Below are 17,576 nucleotides of genomic sequence, written 5' to 3'. Positions count from 1 at the left end.
GCATTCTCTTAATCGCACCAGAAGGAATTGAAACATAGGAGGTTCTTTGCATCTTTGACAAAATCATTGTACATCTCTTAATCGCACCAGAAGGAATTGAAACAACGGATGGGGGACATACGAGCACTTTGTTTCGTTTCTCTTAATCGCACCAGAAGGAATTGAAACAACAACAATTAAAACAAAACATTATGAAGACAAAAACTCTTAATCGCACCAGAAGGAATTGAAACCGTTAAAATCACTATAACTGTACGTCTCGAAAGGCCTCTTAATCGCACCAGAAGGAATTGAAACTAGCTTGCAGCGGCAGCCGTTCTGTTTACAAGCCTCGCCTCTTAATCGCACCAGAAGGAATTGAAACGGGTACTCGTATTTTCTTTTCCGTCCGTGATTATTCTCTTAATCGCACCAGAAGGAATTGAAACTAAGTTCGCCTCTTGTAACATATTTTTTTACGATTTTCTCTTAATCGCACCAGAAGGAATTGAAACAACCGTCTCGGCTACACGTTTAGGTGCAACTATCAGCACCTCTTAATCGCACCAGAAGGAATTGAAACATATTCCGATAAAACACACCTACACCTGCTCCTACAACTCTTAATCGCACCAGAAGGAATTGAAACCCGGAAGGTTTTAAAATTTAATTATTCTAATTTCCCTCTTAATCGCACCAGAAGGAATTGAAACATCCGAGATTTGTCCCATATTGATTTGATGCCAGATTCTCTTAATCGCACCAGAAGGAATTGAAACTTCTCAGCGTAATACATTATTTTCCCAGTCCTGAAATTCCCCTCTTAATCGCACCAGAAGGAATTGAAACCTTGTATATTCTTTTTTCTTAATTCTTCGATTTCTTCCTCTTAATCGCACCAGAAGGAATTGAAACTCAAAAAATACGGTCGGTAAACAAATATCCTATCCGGTCTCTTAATCGCACCAGAAGGAATTGAAACACGAAAAGGCAAGGAATGGGAAATTAAAATCTTATGGCTCTTAATCGCACCAGAAGGAATTGAAACTCACTAAAACGACAGCTGCTTTATAAGCTCCATATGTAGACTCTTAATCGCACCAGAAGGAATTGAAACTAAATATAAACCATTACCAATTGATAATAATATCGATTACTCTTAATCGCACCAGAAGGAATTGAAACAGTGGATATGTGATAATGTACCTTATTGCTATCGTGTCTCTTAATCGCACCAGAAGGAATTGAAACGCGATTTTCATTCGCTTTTCGGGATGTAATTTGAAATGCTCTTAATCGCACCAGAAGGAATTGAAACAAGAATAAATCCGGGGAATGTTTGACGATGCAAATACTCTTAATCGCACCAGAAGGAATTGAAACTGCCGTTTCTTGACTATCTTTTATCTCTATCTCGAGCTCTTAATCGCACCAGAAGGAATTGAAACAAACAAACGATAACCCGGTGAATAAGGAAATTATCGCTCTTAATCGCACCAGAAGGAATTGAAACCAATTGCTACCGCAACGAGTTACAAGGTGACGAAAACTCTTAATCGCACCAGAAGGAATTGAAACTACAACTGTTAATTATTTTCATAAAGCGAGTTGGATCTCTTAATCGCACCAGAAGGAATTGAAACACGATTGCACAGTTACGCAATGTTTACCCATTGGAGCTCTTAATCGCACCAGAAGGAATTGAAACACAAACTTTCAAAAAACATTAGAAGGCAACTATGATCTCTTAATCGCACCAGAAGGAATTGAAACCCTGCAATAGCTTGCCGCCGTAATAAGGTGTTTGTCTCTTAATCGCACCAGAAGGAATTGAAACCTGAAGCTTAAAAAAATAGACGAAATCAAAATCGTTTTACTCTTAATCGCACCAGAAGGAATTGAAACATTCTTGTCGCAGTTGTTGCGCTGACTGTGGTGTCCCACTCTTAATCGCACCAGAAGGAATTGAAACCACGATACGTCCCTGCTTCAACGTTATGAATTGTTTCTCTTAATCGCACCAGAAGGAATTGAAACAGCTGAATGACTTCATGCAGATATTTCAAAAGAATGGAACCTCTTAATCGCACCAGAAGGAATTGAAACCAGGTTCAGTATTCGCTTTCAATAGATGAAAACTATCTCTTAATCGCACCAGAAGGAATTGAAACTTCGGCGGCCGAGAAGCCTTCACAACGCAAGGAATCTCTTAATCGCACCAGAAGGAATTGAAACAGGCCTACGCGGACGGCATTGTTGACGCCGAAGAGCTCTTAATCGCACCAGAAGGAATTGAAACGCGCAAAAGGTTAAGCTGTATTTAGAAGCTCTCAAACTCTTAATCGCACCAGAAGGAATTGAAACCTTAATGTTCCTCCTATAGCTGAAACAGGAAGCAGCTCTTAATCGCACCAGAAGGAATTGAAACGAGATAGGATTAAGAAGCATCTCAACCATGAATGGCTCTTAATCGCACCAGAAGGAATTGAAACCTGCTGTTAGTAGAGTAACAAGTAATCCCAAAGGACTCTTAATCGCACCAGAAGGAATTGAAACTGCTCTTTTCCCTGAGCTCTATCTCTTTTCTGCCTAACTCTTAATCGCACCAGAAGGAATTGAAACTAAAAGGTAATAATGAGGAGATAGAGGATGCCGACAGCGACTCTTAATCGCACCAGAAGGAATTGAAACGGAATAATACCGACTGGGCGATGGTTGAGGGAAATCTCTTAATCGCACCAGAAGGAATTGAAACTACTTCTTACTTGATCATTCGGTATCTGCATTTGCCTCTTAATCGCACCAGAAGGAATTGAAACCGATAGAAGGTGGCTATTTCGATTTAGAATTACTGCTCTTAATCGCACCAGAAGGAATTGAAACGCGTATATTTGTCAGAAGGTGGTTAACCCGGCCAGCCTCTTAATCGCACCAGAAGGAATTGAAACCATTCACGATTGAACACATCCTCGTACGTCTCGCCACTCTTAATCGCACCAGAAGGAATTGAAACGACATAAAATTCAAATAGAATTTACTCCGTTTCGTGCTCTTAATCGCACCAGAAGGAATTGAAACGGAAGCATCTACCGGAGCATCTACCGGAGCATCTACTCCTCTTAATCGCACCAGAAGGAATTGAAACAAAATGGGCTGATAAAACTTTCAAAATTGCAGTAAATCTCTTAATCGCACCAGAAGGAATTGAAACGGCATCTATTTCGGTATGTTCCATTTGCTTTTCTTTCTCTTAATCGCACCAGAAGGAATTGAAACACATATTACCTGAACGAGCCATATATACCGATAACGTCTCTTAATCGCACCAGAAGGAATTGAAACATTATCGCCGAAATTATTATATCAAAATTCATTTTACTCTTAATCGCACCAGAAGGAATTGAAACACGATTCGGAAGTTAGAGGAATTATGTATGCAATACTCTTAATCGCACCAGAAGGAATTGAAACACGATTCGGAAGTTAGAGGAATTATGTATGCAATACTCTTAATCGCACCAGAAGGAATTGAAACTGTCGAGCAATTCTTTTACTTCATCTGCTGTTGAATCTCTTAATCGCACCAGAAGGAATTGAAACATATTCGTGTTCCGGAATTACCGCTTTTGCCGGGTCTCTTAATCGCACCAGAAGGAATTGAAACGTTGTATGCTGTCGATAAAGAATTTAATATAATAAGTCTCTTAATCGCACCAGAAGGAATTGAAACTAAATTATCGTTAAATTTTCGATAATTAAGGATTACACTCTTAATCGCACCAGAAGGAATTGAAACTATATTCCATAAAAAAATTGCCCATGCCCTTGGGACTCTCTTAATCGCACCAGAAGGAATTGAAACAAAAAAATCGGTTCAGCACTTCCTGCCAGTTAATTTCTCTTAATCGCACCAGAAGGAATTGAAACAATTATTGGAAAAATTCGAGCCTACACGTGATATTACTCTTAATCGCACCAGAAGGAATTGAAACGCATTGGTTGTTTTCCGGCGTGAAGAAATTAAGCTCGTCTCTTAATCGCACCAGAAGGAATTGAAACGGTATTCCAGCTCAGTATTGTATTCTTTCTCGTTGACTCTTAATCGCACCAGAAGGAATTGAAACTTATCCCGGTAATATCTGATAAAGACATTGACCCTCTCTTAATCGCACCAGAAGGAATTGAAACCTTGTTGCCTTGTCTCCAACTTCTTCCTTCGATTTGTCCTCTTAATCGCACCAGAAGGAATTGAAACAAAAAAATCGGTTCAGCACTTCCTGCCAGTTAATTTCTCTTAATCGCACCAGAAGGAATTGAAACAACTTATAGCAGAAGAAATGGTAGATGACGATGAATCTCTTAATCGCACCAGAAGGAATTGAAACGCGTGCAATAGCCGGTATAGGGGACGTCTTAGGCCTCTCTTAATCGCACCAGAAGGAATTGAAACTGGGATTTTCGGTGTAACGCTTTCTTTCCCTCCGAAACTCTTAATCGCACCAGAAGGAATTGAAACCAAGAACGGGTCGCTCTCGATATCCTTGTACTTGCCCTCTTAATCGCACCAGAAGGAATTGAAACAATTTTGCTACTACAATAACAAATCTAATAGGGACAACTCTTAATCGCACCAGAAGGAATTGAAACGAATAGGTTTATAATAATTTTTGTTTTCATAATTCCTCTTAATCGCACCAGAAGGAATTGAAACTTATTATCTAAAGCGTGCTGTATTGCACGTTGCAACTCTTAATCGCACCAGAAGGAATTGAAACCACAGTCGAACATTAGCGTAAACACATCCCACAATCCGCCCCTCTTAATCGCACCAGAAGGAATTGAAACTTAATAGAAGAACTTGTATCTCCTAATATATTTCTACTCTTAATCGCACCAGAAGGAATTGAAACAAACTATTTATTCAGTTTAGAGAGTGGTTAATAGGCTCTTAATCGCACCAGAAGGAATTGAAACACTGAAACATCTTTCGGTATCGAAACAAACGATTTTTACTCTTAATCGCACCAGAAGGAATTGAAACACTGTTGTCGATAATCGAATCACAGCAAAAAACAATCTCTTAATCGCACCAGAAGGAATTGAAACTGACTAAAAACATAAATGAACCATCGTTTCTCGAATCTCTTAATCGCACCAGAAGGAATTGAAACCGCCTTTTTATGTCAGGGTAAATTGAGAGGTTTGTTCTCTTAATCGCACCAGAAGGAATTGAAACTTAACAGCTTCTATATTAGCATATGCAATATGCATCTCTTAATCGCACCAGAAGGAATTGAAACAAAAGCAAGATAAAAGAGATTACGGTTGAAGATGCACTCTTAATCGCACCAGAAGGAATTGAAACATGTATTTCTGCGTTACACGAAAGCCCTGACCGGTCTCTTAATCGCACCAGAAGGAATTGAAACATTCGTCGAAGAAAAACGGCAATAACTCATGCACGCTCTTAATCGCACCAGAAGGAATTGAAACTTTTTTTTGATAGTTTTTTGTAATCCTGTCTTTTCTCTTAATCGCACCAGAAGGAATTGAAACCTCATATCTGAATAAGTAATTTCAGATTTAGGGAAAGCTCTTAATCGCACCAGAAGGAATTGAAACTCGATATGTCGCCGAGTTGTTTAATTATCGGTATTACCTCTTAATCGCACCAGAAGGAATTGAAACCGTTGAGGAATTAGCGGATATCATTCAGGGGAAAACTCTTAATCGCACCAGAAGGAATTGAAACGGTCATTTTTTCTTTCGTTATATACCTGTTCGGCGACACTCTTAATCGCACCAGAAGGAATTGAAACTGCATCCCTTTGCATACCAATTGCCCGAAAAATCAAGACTCTTAATCGCACCAGAAGGAATTGAAACATTAAAGGAAGCAGCTAGTCCTTCTTTAATTGATCAGATAACTCTTAATCGCACAGGAGGAATTGAAGTGAAATGATTTAGAACTTTACATAGTCGGCGATGCGGATAAGAAGTTGCCAATAGCCTGCGGCGGAGGGACAACGACGTCCGGAAACGGCGTATCGCCGACAAGCCGCAAACCCGGTTAATTGCCGGGTTTTTTTATCTTACAATCGCATCAGGGGGCATTTGAAGTGGAGATGAATTTAGGCTTGTTCTGTTTTCCGGTGTTGTAACGCTTGAACAAATTTGGAAACGTTGAAAAATGTAAGTGCTGAGGAAGTATAAGAAGTGCAGGGAGATATGGGATCTGTAGGAAGTGTAGGAAGTGTAGGAAGTGTAGGAAAGTCTTTCCCGGAGCGGGTTTCGGGTGTATAGGAAAGCGTAGGAAAGTGTAGGATTCTCCCCATGGTAAGAGAGGATTCGATTGGAAAAAAGATTGAAAATTGATTTTTATGTATTTTATTTTGTCTATTTACATATATTTTGAATATATTTGGGCGAAATATAGTAACCCATTTTTTGTTCCAAAAAATACCGAATGAGATTCAAATTATTTTTAAATATCGATAAACACCCTTTTGGCAATCGGTTGCCCTTCAATTACCAATATGAACTGTCGGCGGTAATTTACAAGATTCTTGGCAATGCCAACCGCGAATTTTCCCAATGGCTTCACGATAACGGCTTTGCGGCAGACAAAAAGGTATTCAAGCTGTTCGCTTTCTCACGACTGCAAATTCCGGATTATCGGATAGAAGGCAATTTTCTCGAAATTCTCTCCGACTCGGCCACCTGGTATCTTTCTTTTTTGCCCGAACGCAGTACGCAGGAATTTATTCAGGGCATTTTCAACGAGCAGCAATTTGAGTTGGGAAACAGGCAAGCCCGTATCCGGTGCAGGGTGCAAAGCATTGAACTGATGCCCTCGCCCGCCTTTTCGGAACCCATGTCGTTCAGGACGCTTTCGCCGATGTGCCTGACGCTGAAGCGCGAAAACGGAACCGACGAATACGTTGCCCCCACCCACCCGATGGCAAGGGAACTGATCATGCAAAATTTGCTCGACAAATACAAAGCTTTCACCGGCAACGATTTTCCCGATAAAAATGTTGCTTTCGATTTCAAGGTTGACGGTAAGCCTCGTTCGTCGTTGATAACCATCAAAGCCGACACGCCGCAGGAAAGCAAAATCCGGGCTTTCGGTTGCAATTTTCAGCTGGCAGCCCCTGCCGAACTGCTCAAAATAGCCTACGAAGGCGGCATCGGCGGAAAAAACAGCCTGGGCTTCGGCATGATAGAGGAAAAGAAAAACGAAAAAATAATTCTGAAAATAAAAGAGATATGAGTTTAGATACAGTGCTCCAAATAGGAAAAACTCTCAGAAATTCTGAGGATAACCTGAAATATTTCAAATATGTAGAACCCTGTCCTAAAGATAAAGATGGTAATTGGCCGATCTGCATTACAATACCAGTAAAAAATGATTATTCTTTTGATTTTGAAGGAATGAAATTCACTCCCGAAAATCAAAGAGAAAATCTTTATTTTTTAAAATTTAAAACTTCGAATAGTGATGGTATGGTAAAATATATTTTCGGAGATATCTACTATGAAAAAAAAGTAAAAATAAAAAATGATGGTACTATTGATATTGACGAAGGGGGATATTATCGATTAGAAAATCCCATGCATTCAAATCCAGCATACAGAACAAGTTCTTTTATCCGAGGTATAAATGACTATAATGATATTATAAAATCTTATAAAGAAAATTCTCCAAAAATTATTCAACAATTTCACGAATCATTAGAAAAAAACATAAAACATATTGAGAGCATCTTAAAATATGCGCCGGCTATTTCAGAATTAATCGAAAATGGGGAAAATAACAAAATTATTCAATTATTAGAAAATGAATATGAATTGTACAAATATACAATTACGTTTGCTTTTCTTAATACTACAAAAAACAAATTAAGAAAAATAGGAATTCCTGATAACTTAGCTGAGTGTAATGAAACTCAAAAAAAATTACTCTTTGATTGCCTTAACTTTAAAATATTTATCCATTTTGAATTTCCTGGAAATTTACATTGGTATAATTTTCCCGATGATATGAATTTATTAAATTCTAAGTTGTTTTCTGAATTTGTTGAAGAAACACCTGAAGGCTTAGTTTTAAAAAAGACTCTTTATAAGACCCTTTGTTCTGGTGATAAAAAAAATGATATTCAATTTCCATTTTTTTCAGAAAATAATAAATACAAAGCAAAAAGTTTTACAATAGATACTTTACAGGATTTATTTTATGCTGTTGATTTTACGAGTAAAGGAAAACAAATTAATAGTACGGATCTAAAGCTAATTGTTTTGCCACGTGGCATAAATCTTTCTGCAGCAGATTATGAAGAATTTTTTAAAAAAAGGAATGAATCGAAACTTCTTGCACAAAATAAAGAAAAAAATAATAGTTCTTATGACCCACTTTTTGATTTTTTATTTGATGATAAAAAAAATATTACCTCATTTGATTTGATATTATGCAACAGTAACAGAGGAAGTCAATCTTCCCCAGACAAAGATTTAATCGAATTGTCAGGTATTGAAAAAAGCAAGCTTCGTTTAATAAACGAAAGAATAAATGAAATTTCAAGAGAAATATCTAAAGAAAGAAAAAATTTTATTCATGCAAATAATGAACTTTTCCCTTTAAATATTGAATATTCTTTTCAACAAATTCTAGGTATGCCCCTATGTGATCCTAACACCGGAAAAGTTTCATTTAAAATAAGCCCCAAGTATCAATCTCATATTTTAAAAGTCTTACCTCTTATTTATACAGATAATTATACCCATGATGAAGAATTATTATCTTCTTTCATTCAAAATGTAGAATTCAGCATTCGTGCTGATGATCAAAAATTTATTTTTTTAAAATACGATCTTAAATTTCTTTTAAAAATACAAAACACTAAAATTGATAAATTTATGGAAATAACATCATCTGAAAGTTATCAAATAGGTTTTCTGCTTGGAACAATGGCAAAAAATCTATCTCAAGAAATTAATTCTTTTGAAAAGAATTATGTTGGGAATCTCAGAAGAAGAATCGCAACCTTGGCCGATTTCATAAAACTAAAAAATGAAATTGAAGAAAAATTAATTATGCATGACAAAACCAAATTCACCTTTCAAACTTCCTATGAATTAGCACAAAAAATAAAGGAGTTCAAATCAAAATATGACAAAGACGAATGTGCTTTTGGTTTTTTTGAAGGTTACTTTAAACCAATTCCTTCAAGAGAAGCTTCGACTTCAGAAGAAATAAATTCAAATATTAATTAATAAAACTAAAATTTACAATTATGACAAATCAATTAAAAAAGTCAGAAATTTTGTTCTTATACGAAACGAAGTATAATATTCCTAATGGGGATCCATTTACCGGTGAACAGCGTTATGATGAAGAAACAAAAAAAATTCTTGTAAGCGATGTTCGTATGAAAAGATATGTCCGAACTTATTTTGAAGAAAAAGAATTACCAATATATGTAAGTGAAAAAACTGGAGCAGGTAAAACTGATTCAAAAGGTGTTTTGACATGGATCGCCCAAAACCGAAATGAAAAGAAATTCACCAATATTGGTGATATATTGAAAGATCAAATTGACGTCCGTTTATTTGGAGGTATTTCAACTTTAAAAGACGACGAAACTAAAAAAATAAAAATAGACGGAAAAGAATGCACAAACGGGCATGTTCAATTTACTGGTCCGGTTCAATTTGCATTATTAAATCCTTCGTTAAACGAAGTAAATCTGAGAATACACCAAAATACAACGCATTTCACTTCAAGCGCTGAAAATACTCAAGGGTCTATTGGCACAACAACCATAGTTCCATATTCTTTAATCCAAATTCATGGATGGCTAAATCCCAAGGTTGCAGAAAAAACTGGAATGACTGAAGAAGATCTCAAACTTATGTATGAAGGACTTTGGTATGGTACAAGTGGGGAAGGAAGTTCTCATTCACGCAGTAAAGTCGGTCAAAATTCTGTACTTCTACTTGAAATTGATTATCCACAAAACAATCAAAAAATTTATGAAGTAGATCAATTAATTAAATTAATACCAAAAGAAGACAAAAAAGAAGAACAATTAAGAAGTATGGATGACTATCTACTTGATTTTTCTAAACTTTTTGAGATTGGGAAAACAGATAAAATAGAAAAAATAAGATTCTACACTGAAATTGAATCCATAAAGGATCTTTTCACTAATAAAAAAACGCTTAAAAGCGTTATGCCTCAAATAAAAGATGAAGATTTGGAAAAGCTATTTAAGAAATTTGAACAAATCGAATTCTTAAAAGATAAAAAAACAAATTGATATGAAAGGTTTTCAACTTATCATAGAAGGTAATTGGGGACATTTTAAAAAACCGGAAACAAATAATAATCCATTATCCCATGATTTGATAACAAAAACCGCACTAATTGGATTAATAGGAGCTGTACTTGGAATTGAGCGAGAAGATATGAAAAGCAAATATCCGCAATTATCTGACGATTTACTTTATGGAGTACAATTACTTCATTCAGTAAGAAAAATTTCTTGGGGTTTTACGAGCAGAAAGGCAATTAATCCTACAGCAGAAGGTGCTCCAAAATATTTTGAATTTCTTAAAGACCCTAAATTTTTGGTTTCGATTGCATTGTTAAATGAACGTTCTAATGATGTTTTTGAAAATTTTAAAATGTACATTAAAAGTGAAACTGCAATATATACGCCTGTTCTTGGATGGCACAATTGCCCTGCTAACTTAAAATGGGAATCTGAGGGGGATTTTTCAGAATTAAAAAATGGGGATTTTGAAACTTATGGATTTGTTCTTTCTGAACATACCCCTAAAGATTTTTCTGGTCAGTTTAGAATAGGCTTTGAAAAAATGCCGACATTTCAAAATGATGATTTTTGGAATTTACCTGAACGTTACAAAAATGTAATCTATCCAGATTATCCATATTCTATTATTGTTAATGGTGAATATTACGAATATAAGTCAGCAGAAAAAATTGAAAAATGGTGCTTAATATAGAGAAACTAAAATCTCATCCAGACAAGTATTTATTAGATCATATTCGAGGGGTAAGAGAAAATACAAAAAAGCTAACAAATTCCAGTTTTGCTGAATTGATTGCTATTTGTCATGACCTGGGGAAATTAAATCCCAATTTTCAAAATAAACTTAGTCATCAACCAATTATTGGATATTCAAATCATGCATATCTGTCTGCTTATGTTTTCTTTTGTGCATTTTGTACCTCTAAACTAAATATTGAGGCGCTAAAACAATTTTTGAAAGTTAATAATATTACTCAAAATGACTTGATTGAATTAACTGTTTCAATTGCAAAACATCATGGCAACTTACCTGATTTTAGTCCAGAATGGAAATATGATGAAGCATTTGCAACAATCCTTTCCAAAGATGAAATTTACATTTTATTCAAATTTCTTGAGGAAGAAACTAATCTGCCAGTATTCGAATTTATTAATTATTTTATATCAATCGAGGATTTTCGACAATTCTTGTTAAATAAAAAACTTCAAAAATTTTTTTTAGAGCAATTTATTTTTGATGGAAGAAAAAATGAAAATCCATTAGATTTCTTCATAAATGTTCAATATTCTTTTGCAAGCGTACTTCAAGCAGATAAAGCAGATGCAGGAGGAATGGGTAACTTTATCGTTGATCAGCAAAATGCTGTTCAAATATTTTCATCTTGTTTTCATGCAAAATTAGATTTTTACCTGAAAGAACTCAAACAGGATTCTAACTTAAACAAATTACGTACTCAAATTAGAGAAAATGCGGTTCGTAATATTAAAATAGGATTGATAGAGAATAAAAAAGTTTTTGAATTAACAGCACCAACCGGTTCTGGTAAAACATTAATGTTGCTATCTTTAGCTTCAGAGATTATTCAAAACAAAGGTGCTAAAAGAATCATATATGCATTACCATTCCTTTCTATCACGGAACAAGTCGAAAATGAAGTTTTGAAAATATTTAAAGGATATGAAACCTTTATTCAACGCGTAGACTCAAAATCTGAAAATCAAAGATTTGAGGAAATTCAAAAAGAACTAGATGATAATCCTGAGGAAGAAAAAATAATGGAAGCCAATATCCTTGAATTTCAGGAAAATACTTTTGCTTATCCCTTCATTATAACTACATTTGTTCGTTTTTTTGAGACATTGTTGAGCAATAAAAACGCAGAATTACTGAAACTACCAAATTTTTCCAATTGCATTTTTTTATTAGATGAAATTCAATCTCTTCCCCCAAGATTATATGGATTTTTTGTTGCTTATTTGAGCCATTTTTGCAATAAATTTGGAAGTTATGCAATTATTTCAACAGCAACTCAGCCAAGCTATGAATTACCTAAAAAACATTTAGAAGCTCAAAGATTTTTTAATGGATATTCAAAACCCTATCCATTATTGCCGTTAAGTTATTTCGATAATAATCTCTTCAATCGATATCAAATTGAATATGATAAAAATAATATTGATATAGAAACATTAAAAGATTTGATAATTTCAGAAAATCAATCGGTTTTAGTTATTTTAAATACAATAGAAGATACAAAAGATCTTTATCAATTATGCAAGAATATATTGAATAATGAAGAATTGATTTTATTGAATACACATTTTGCTCCACGAGATAGAAAATTAAAAATATATTTAGCAAAACGTCGATTACGAGAAGGTAAAAAAATTATTGTTATTTCAACTCAATTAATTGAAGCTGGGGTTGATATCGATTTTCCAATAGTTTACAGAGACTTTGCTACTGTATCCAGTATTATTCAATCAGCTGGTAGATGCAATAGAAATGGTAAATTTCCTACGTTAGGAAAAGTAAAAATTTTTCAATTACAGAATAAAGGTAAGATCAGATCAAAATTGATTTATAGAGGAAAAGATTATGAACTAATTCGTTTCACTAAAAACTCTTTTACCGATATTCTATATCAAGAAAAAGATCTTATAAATGTTCAAAAAAATTTCTTTAATCTTATTCAATCTGATTTAGAATGGGGAAAGCATACTTCTATTTCAAACCATAATTTAGAATTTGACTTCTTAAAAGATATAACGGAATGTCAATATGAAAAAATAGGTAAATTTCAATTGATAGATGAAAAAGTATTTGGCGAAGAAAAACTTTATTATGTATCTAAAAATAAAAAAGACGATTCTTTTAATCGGCTCTTAAAAATAAATGATGAAGTAATGAATTTAATTCATCAAAACGCTGATATTTCTTTCATTAAATTGAAAAGAAAAAATATTGAATTACTTTTAAGAAAGATGTCTCAACAAATTATTAAGGTTAGAATTAAATCTGAGGATAAAAAACCTGATCTGGCAGATAATAGAAGTTATTTTGATTTATTTCATATATCTTCGAGTTCATATTCATTTGAGATGGGTATAGATTTAAAAGGAAATGATTGTATAATATAAACTTAACTTTTTATGCAAATTACTGGAACGCATTTCAATTATTATCAGGTATGCAAGCGAAAGCTGTGGCTGTTTGCCAATGGCATCAATATGGAGCAGACATCCGATTTGGTGTATGACGGCAAACTGATTCACGAAACGAGTTATCCACAACGTTCGGAGCGGTATGAAGAAGTGGAAATCGATGGAATAAAAATCGATTATTACGATGCGCGGAATAAAGTGATCCACGAGATTAAGCGTTCGGACAAAGTGGAACCTGCACATGAATGGCAGGTGAAATATTATATATATGTGTTGGAACGCAATGGCATGAATGGTGTGAGCGGGTTGTTGGAATATCCGACGCTGCGTCAAACCACCAAAGTGGAGCTGACGGATGCCGACCGACAAAATATTGCCGAAATGGAAAAGGAGATTGCGGAAATTATCCGCTCCGATGATTGTCCGCCCGTTCTTCACTCGAAAATCTGCAAAAGCTGCAGTTATTACGATTTTTGTTATGTGGAAGAAAAAGAAAGTATTACAGAGCAATAATTTATATAGGCGAAAATTTATAATATGAAGAAGACCTATTACCTGTTTAATCCGGGAACGTTGCAACGGAAGGACAATACGATAAAGTTTACGCCCATTGAAGAAGACGGCAACGGCTTGGAACATGAAGGGCAACCCCGATATCTGCCTGTGGAAAATATTGCCGAATTTTACGTGTTTGGCGCTTTGAATGCCAACAGTGCTTTGTATAATTTTTTGGGACAGAACGACATTGCCGTACATTTTTTCGATTATTACGAAAATTATACCGGTTCGTTTATGCCGCGCGATGGTCTGCTTTCGGGAAAAATGATTTTGGCTCAAACCTCAGCTTATCAGAGTAAAAAAAGGAGACTCGAACTGGCACGAAAATTTGTGGAAGGTGCGGCTTTCAACATGACCAAAAATCTGCGTTATTATAATTCGCGCGGTAAGGATCTGGAGGGGGTTATCGAAAAAATTGAGCAATATGCCGCGATGCTTCCCAATGCAGAAGCCGTTGACGAAATGATGGGACTGGAAGGCAACATAAGGCAGACCTATTACGAGGGTTTCGAACTTATCATCAATGATTTCAGCATGGGTGGAAGAAGTAAGCAACCGCCTAAAAACGAAGTGAATGCGTTGATTTCGTTTGGCAATATGATGTGCTATTCGCAGTGCTTGCGGGCGATTCATCAAACGCAGCTCAACCCAACGATCAGTTACCTGCATACGCCGGGAGACCGACGTTACTCGCTGTCGCTCGATATCTCTGAAATTTTCAAACCGATTTTGGTGGACAGGGTGATTTTCAAACTGTTGAACAAAAAAGAGCTTCAGGAAAAACATTTCGAAACCCGACTGAACCGTTGCTTGCTCAATCCCTCGGGGAAAAAGATTTTTGTGCAGGCTTTCGAAGAACGGCTCAACGAAACCATTCAGCATCGATCGCTCAAACGCAAGGTGAGTTATCGCCATCTGATTAAGCTGGAGTGTTACAAATTGAGCAAACATTTGTTGGGGATGGAAGAATATAAACCGTTTAAAATGTATTGGTAGTATGACACATAAATTCCCTGTCAACCGCTTCGACTCACAAAACGAGAGGCCGAACTTCACCGGTAGTTGTGGTACATTGATCACTTGTCAACCGTCACTCATAAAAAAGTTTGAGCTGTGTATGTAATTTTGGTATATGATGTGGGAGAAAAGCGCGTCGGGAAAATGCTGAAATTGTGCCGCAAATATTTGAATTGGATACAGAATTCGGTTTTTGAAGGCGATATTTCCGAGGTTAAATTGAAAGAATTGACTATATTGGCGGAGAAAATAATGAAAACGGAAGAAGATTCGTTGATTATTTTTTCGAGTCGTACAGAAAAGTTTCTCGATAAACAAATTATTGGGAAAGAGCGAAGTAGCACCGATAATTTTCTGTGATTCGATTGTCGATGGAAGGTTTTTCTCACGGTTGCGCGAGCAATTGACAGGAGCAGCGATCATTGACATACTGAAAATCAACATATAAAATAAGTTGTCGATGGTCGGGAATTTTTATATTTTTGCCTATCGACAACTTTCCTACTTCAAAAACGAAGTTTATTTTGTGTTTTCGGGCTGATTTTCAGCCTTATTTTCAGTCGTTTTCAACGGCTCTTAATCGCACCAGAAGGAATTGAAATCGAGATGCCACTTCCAGTTAGCACCCCGATGACTGCCTCTTAATCGCACCAGAAGGAATTGAAATATCGGAATTGCTGTCGCTGCTATTGCTGGTGCTGCCTCTTAATCGCACCAGAAGGAATTGAAATTCGACTAAAGAAATAGTTGAGGAGGTATCAACTGTACTCTTAATCGCACCAGAAGGAATTGAAATATTTAATTACACCGGCAACAGCGGCTGTGGCGGCAACTCTTAATCGCACCAGAAGGAATTGAAATTCATTCCTTGTGTCATCATCGCTTGTATCGATTGTCTCTTAATCGCACCAGAAGGAATTGAAATCGTACAATTACATTATCAAATTCTCCTCCTGTAGCACTCTTAATCGCACCAGAAGGAATTGAAATCTCGTCCTTTTCGACGTATTGGAAGTTTTCGCAAAACTCTTAATCGCACCAGAAGGAATTGAAATTGTTTACTTCGAACTTACCTCCGTCGATAAGTGCCTCTTAATCGCACCAGAAGGAATTGAAATAGCCTTCGAAAATGCCATATTCGCAGTCGACATGTACTCTTAATCGCACCAGAAGGAATTGAAATGATCCAGCTCGGCTATTATCTCTTCTGCCGTCTTGCTCTTAATCGCACCAGAAGGAATTGAAATCTTGCTCCTTTTTCGACGGACTGGAGCAATTTTATTCTCTTAATCGCACCAGAAGGAATTGAAATCTAACACGCCAAGAAGCAGTCGCGTGATGATTGAGAACTCTTAATCGCACCAGAAGGAATTGAAATACGTCATTGTGCCTTTTTTTAATCGAGCTTTTATCTGCCTCTTAATCGCACCAGAAGGAATTGAAATAGTGCTACGGCAATGCGTTTTTTATCGGTATCCGTCTCTTAATCGCACCAGAAGGAATTGAAATCACTCAGTGAAGCGCAATTGACTGCAATCTCAACTCCTCTTAATCGCACCAGAAGGAATTGAAATACATATTTCTTTATTTTAGCTTTGACTGCTTCCATCTCTTAATCGCACCAGAAGGAATTGAAATAGATCAAAGCTTCTCAACTTACTAAAAAAGAATACGCTCTTAATCGCACCAGAAGGAATTGAAATTGATGTGAATAGGCAAATTTATCATCATAAACAACTCTTAATCGCACCAGAAGGAATTGAAATATTCCTTATGACCCCAAAGTGGCAAGAAGGTGGTTACCTCTCTTAATCGCACCAGAAGGAATTGAAATAAGTTGAACTATTTTCGGGTTGGCTTTACGCCACTCTCTTAATCGCACCAGAAGGAATTGAAATAAGACAAGTAGAGGCGCTCAACAATTTAGTTGCAGCTCTTAATCGCACCAGAAGGAATTGAAATATGATATTGACCAGGAAATGGCCGAAAGCTTTCTCTCTCTTAATCGCACCAGAAGGAATTGAAATATTTATGGAATTCGTCGAACGATTTACTCTGACGGTCTCTTAATCGCACCAGAAGGAATTGAAATTCTTTTGGAAACGGAATGCTGAATTTATCGTGTAAGTCTCTTAATCGCACCAGAAGGAATTGAAATCGCCTTTTTCGATATTTAATCGCCAGAGAGACCCCTCTCTTAATCGCACCAGAAGGAATTGAAATCAATTTCGAGAGCAAGCCAATATTTTTAAAATTAAACTCTTAATCGCACCAGAAGGAATTGAAATAAGTTTTTTCATATCTGTTTCAATTTAAGTTATAAGCTCTTAATCGCACCAGAAGGAATTGAAATAACAACAATTAAAACAAAACATTATGAAGACAAAACTCTTAATCGCACCAGAAGGAATTGAAATAGTCCATTTAAATGCGAATTTCGGCATCTGTGGAACTCTTAATCGCACCAGAAGGAATTGAAATAAAAAGAGGTAACGTTGAAGCCCGACAAGAAGCTGTCTCTTA

At 36.0% G+C, this 17,576-nt stretch carries 8 protein-coding genes and 2 CRISPR repeat arrays (1 of these 10 only partly in view); all 8 genes read left to right on the top strand.

What is annotated here, in order from left to right:
• Positions 1 to 5: 5 nt before the first annotated feature.
• Positions 6 to 5,865: direct repeats of the CRISPR family, unit length 29 nt; unit sequence CTCTTAATCGCACCAGAAGGAATTGAAAC.
• Between the two features lie 580 nt (positions 5,866 to 6,445).
• The gene (cas6, locus tag OLM34_RS09990) at positions 6,446 to 7,252 is read left to right on the top strand and encodes a CRISPR-associated endoribonuclease Cas6 (protein WP_264407028.1); all 807 of its coding nucleotides are present in this window, start codon (positions 6,446 to 6,448) and stop codon (positions 7,250 to 7,252) included.
• Positions 7,249 to 9,252 (top strand): hypothetical protein, encoded by a 2,004-nt coding sequence (locus OLM34_RS09985; RefSeq protein WP_264407026.1) that lies wholly within the window; start codon positions 7,249 to 7,251, stop codon positions 9,250 to 9,252. Before cas6 ends, OLM34_RS09985 begins: the two co-directional genes overlap by 4 nt.
• 20 nt (positions 9,253 to 9,272) lie before the next feature.
• Positions 9,273 to 10,298, top strand: coding sequence for a type I CRISPR-associated protein Cas7 (locus tag OLM34_RS09980; RefSeq protein ID WP_264407025.1), 1,026 nt, complete (start codon positions 9,273 to 9,275; stop codon positions 10,296 to 10,298).
• Position 10,299: 1 nt separating this feature from the next.
• Complete coding sequence (gene cas5, locus OLM34_RS09975; protein WP_264407024.1) at positions 10,300 to 11,007, top strand: CRISPR-associated protein Cas5; 708 nt, start codon at positions 10,300 to 10,302, stop codon at positions 11,005 to 11,007.
• Positions 10,992 to 13,454 carry a CRISPR-associated helicase Cas3' gene (gene cas3, locus OLM34_RS09970; protein WP_264407023.1) on the top strand — a complete coding sequence of 821 codons (2,463 nt, stop codon included), beginning with the start codon at positions 10,992 to 10,994 and terminating at the stop codon, positions 13,452 to 13,454. Before cas5 ends, cas3 begins: the two co-directional genes overlap by 16 nt.
• A gap of 12 nt (positions 13,455 to 13,466) precedes the next feature.
• Positions 13,467 to 13,991 (top strand): CRISPR-associated protein Cas4, encoded by a 525-nt coding sequence (gene cas4 / locus OLM34_RS09965; RefSeq protein WP_264407022.1) that lies wholly within the window; start codon positions 13,467 to 13,469, stop codon positions 13,989 to 13,991.
• A gap of 24 nt (positions 13,992 to 14,015) precedes the next feature.
• Positions 14,016 to 15,032: a type I-B CRISPR-associated endonuclease Cas1b gene (gene cas1b, locus OLM34_RS09960; protein ID WP_264407021.1), complete on the top strand. Its 1,017-nt coding sequence runs from the start codon at positions 14,016 to 14,018 to the stop codon at positions 15,030 to 15,032.
• A 117-nt stretch (positions 15,033 to 15,149) separates the two neighbouring features.
• Entirely contained in the window at positions 15,150 to 15,413 is a 264-nt protein-coding gene (gene cas2 / locus OLM34_RS09955; RefSeq protein ID WP_264407019.1) for a CRISPR-associated endonuclease Cas2, read from the top strand.
• Positions 15,414 to 15,626: 213 nt separating this feature from the next.
• Positions 15,627 to 17,576: a CRISPR direct-repeat array (repeat unit 29 nt; unit sequence CTCTTAATCGCACCAGAAGGAATTGAAAT); it runs 1,592 nt beyond the window's last position.

The sequence above is a fragment of the Anaerorudis cellulosivorans genome, assembly GCF_025943985.1.
Taxonomy (GTDB): domain Bacteria; phylum Bacteroidota; class Bacteroidia; order Bacteroidales; family Dysgonomonadaceae; genus Anaerorudis; species Anaerorudis cellulosivorans.
The sequence above is the reverse complement of the archived record's forward strand: the minus strand, read 5'-3'. Positions and strand labels throughout refer to the sequence as shown.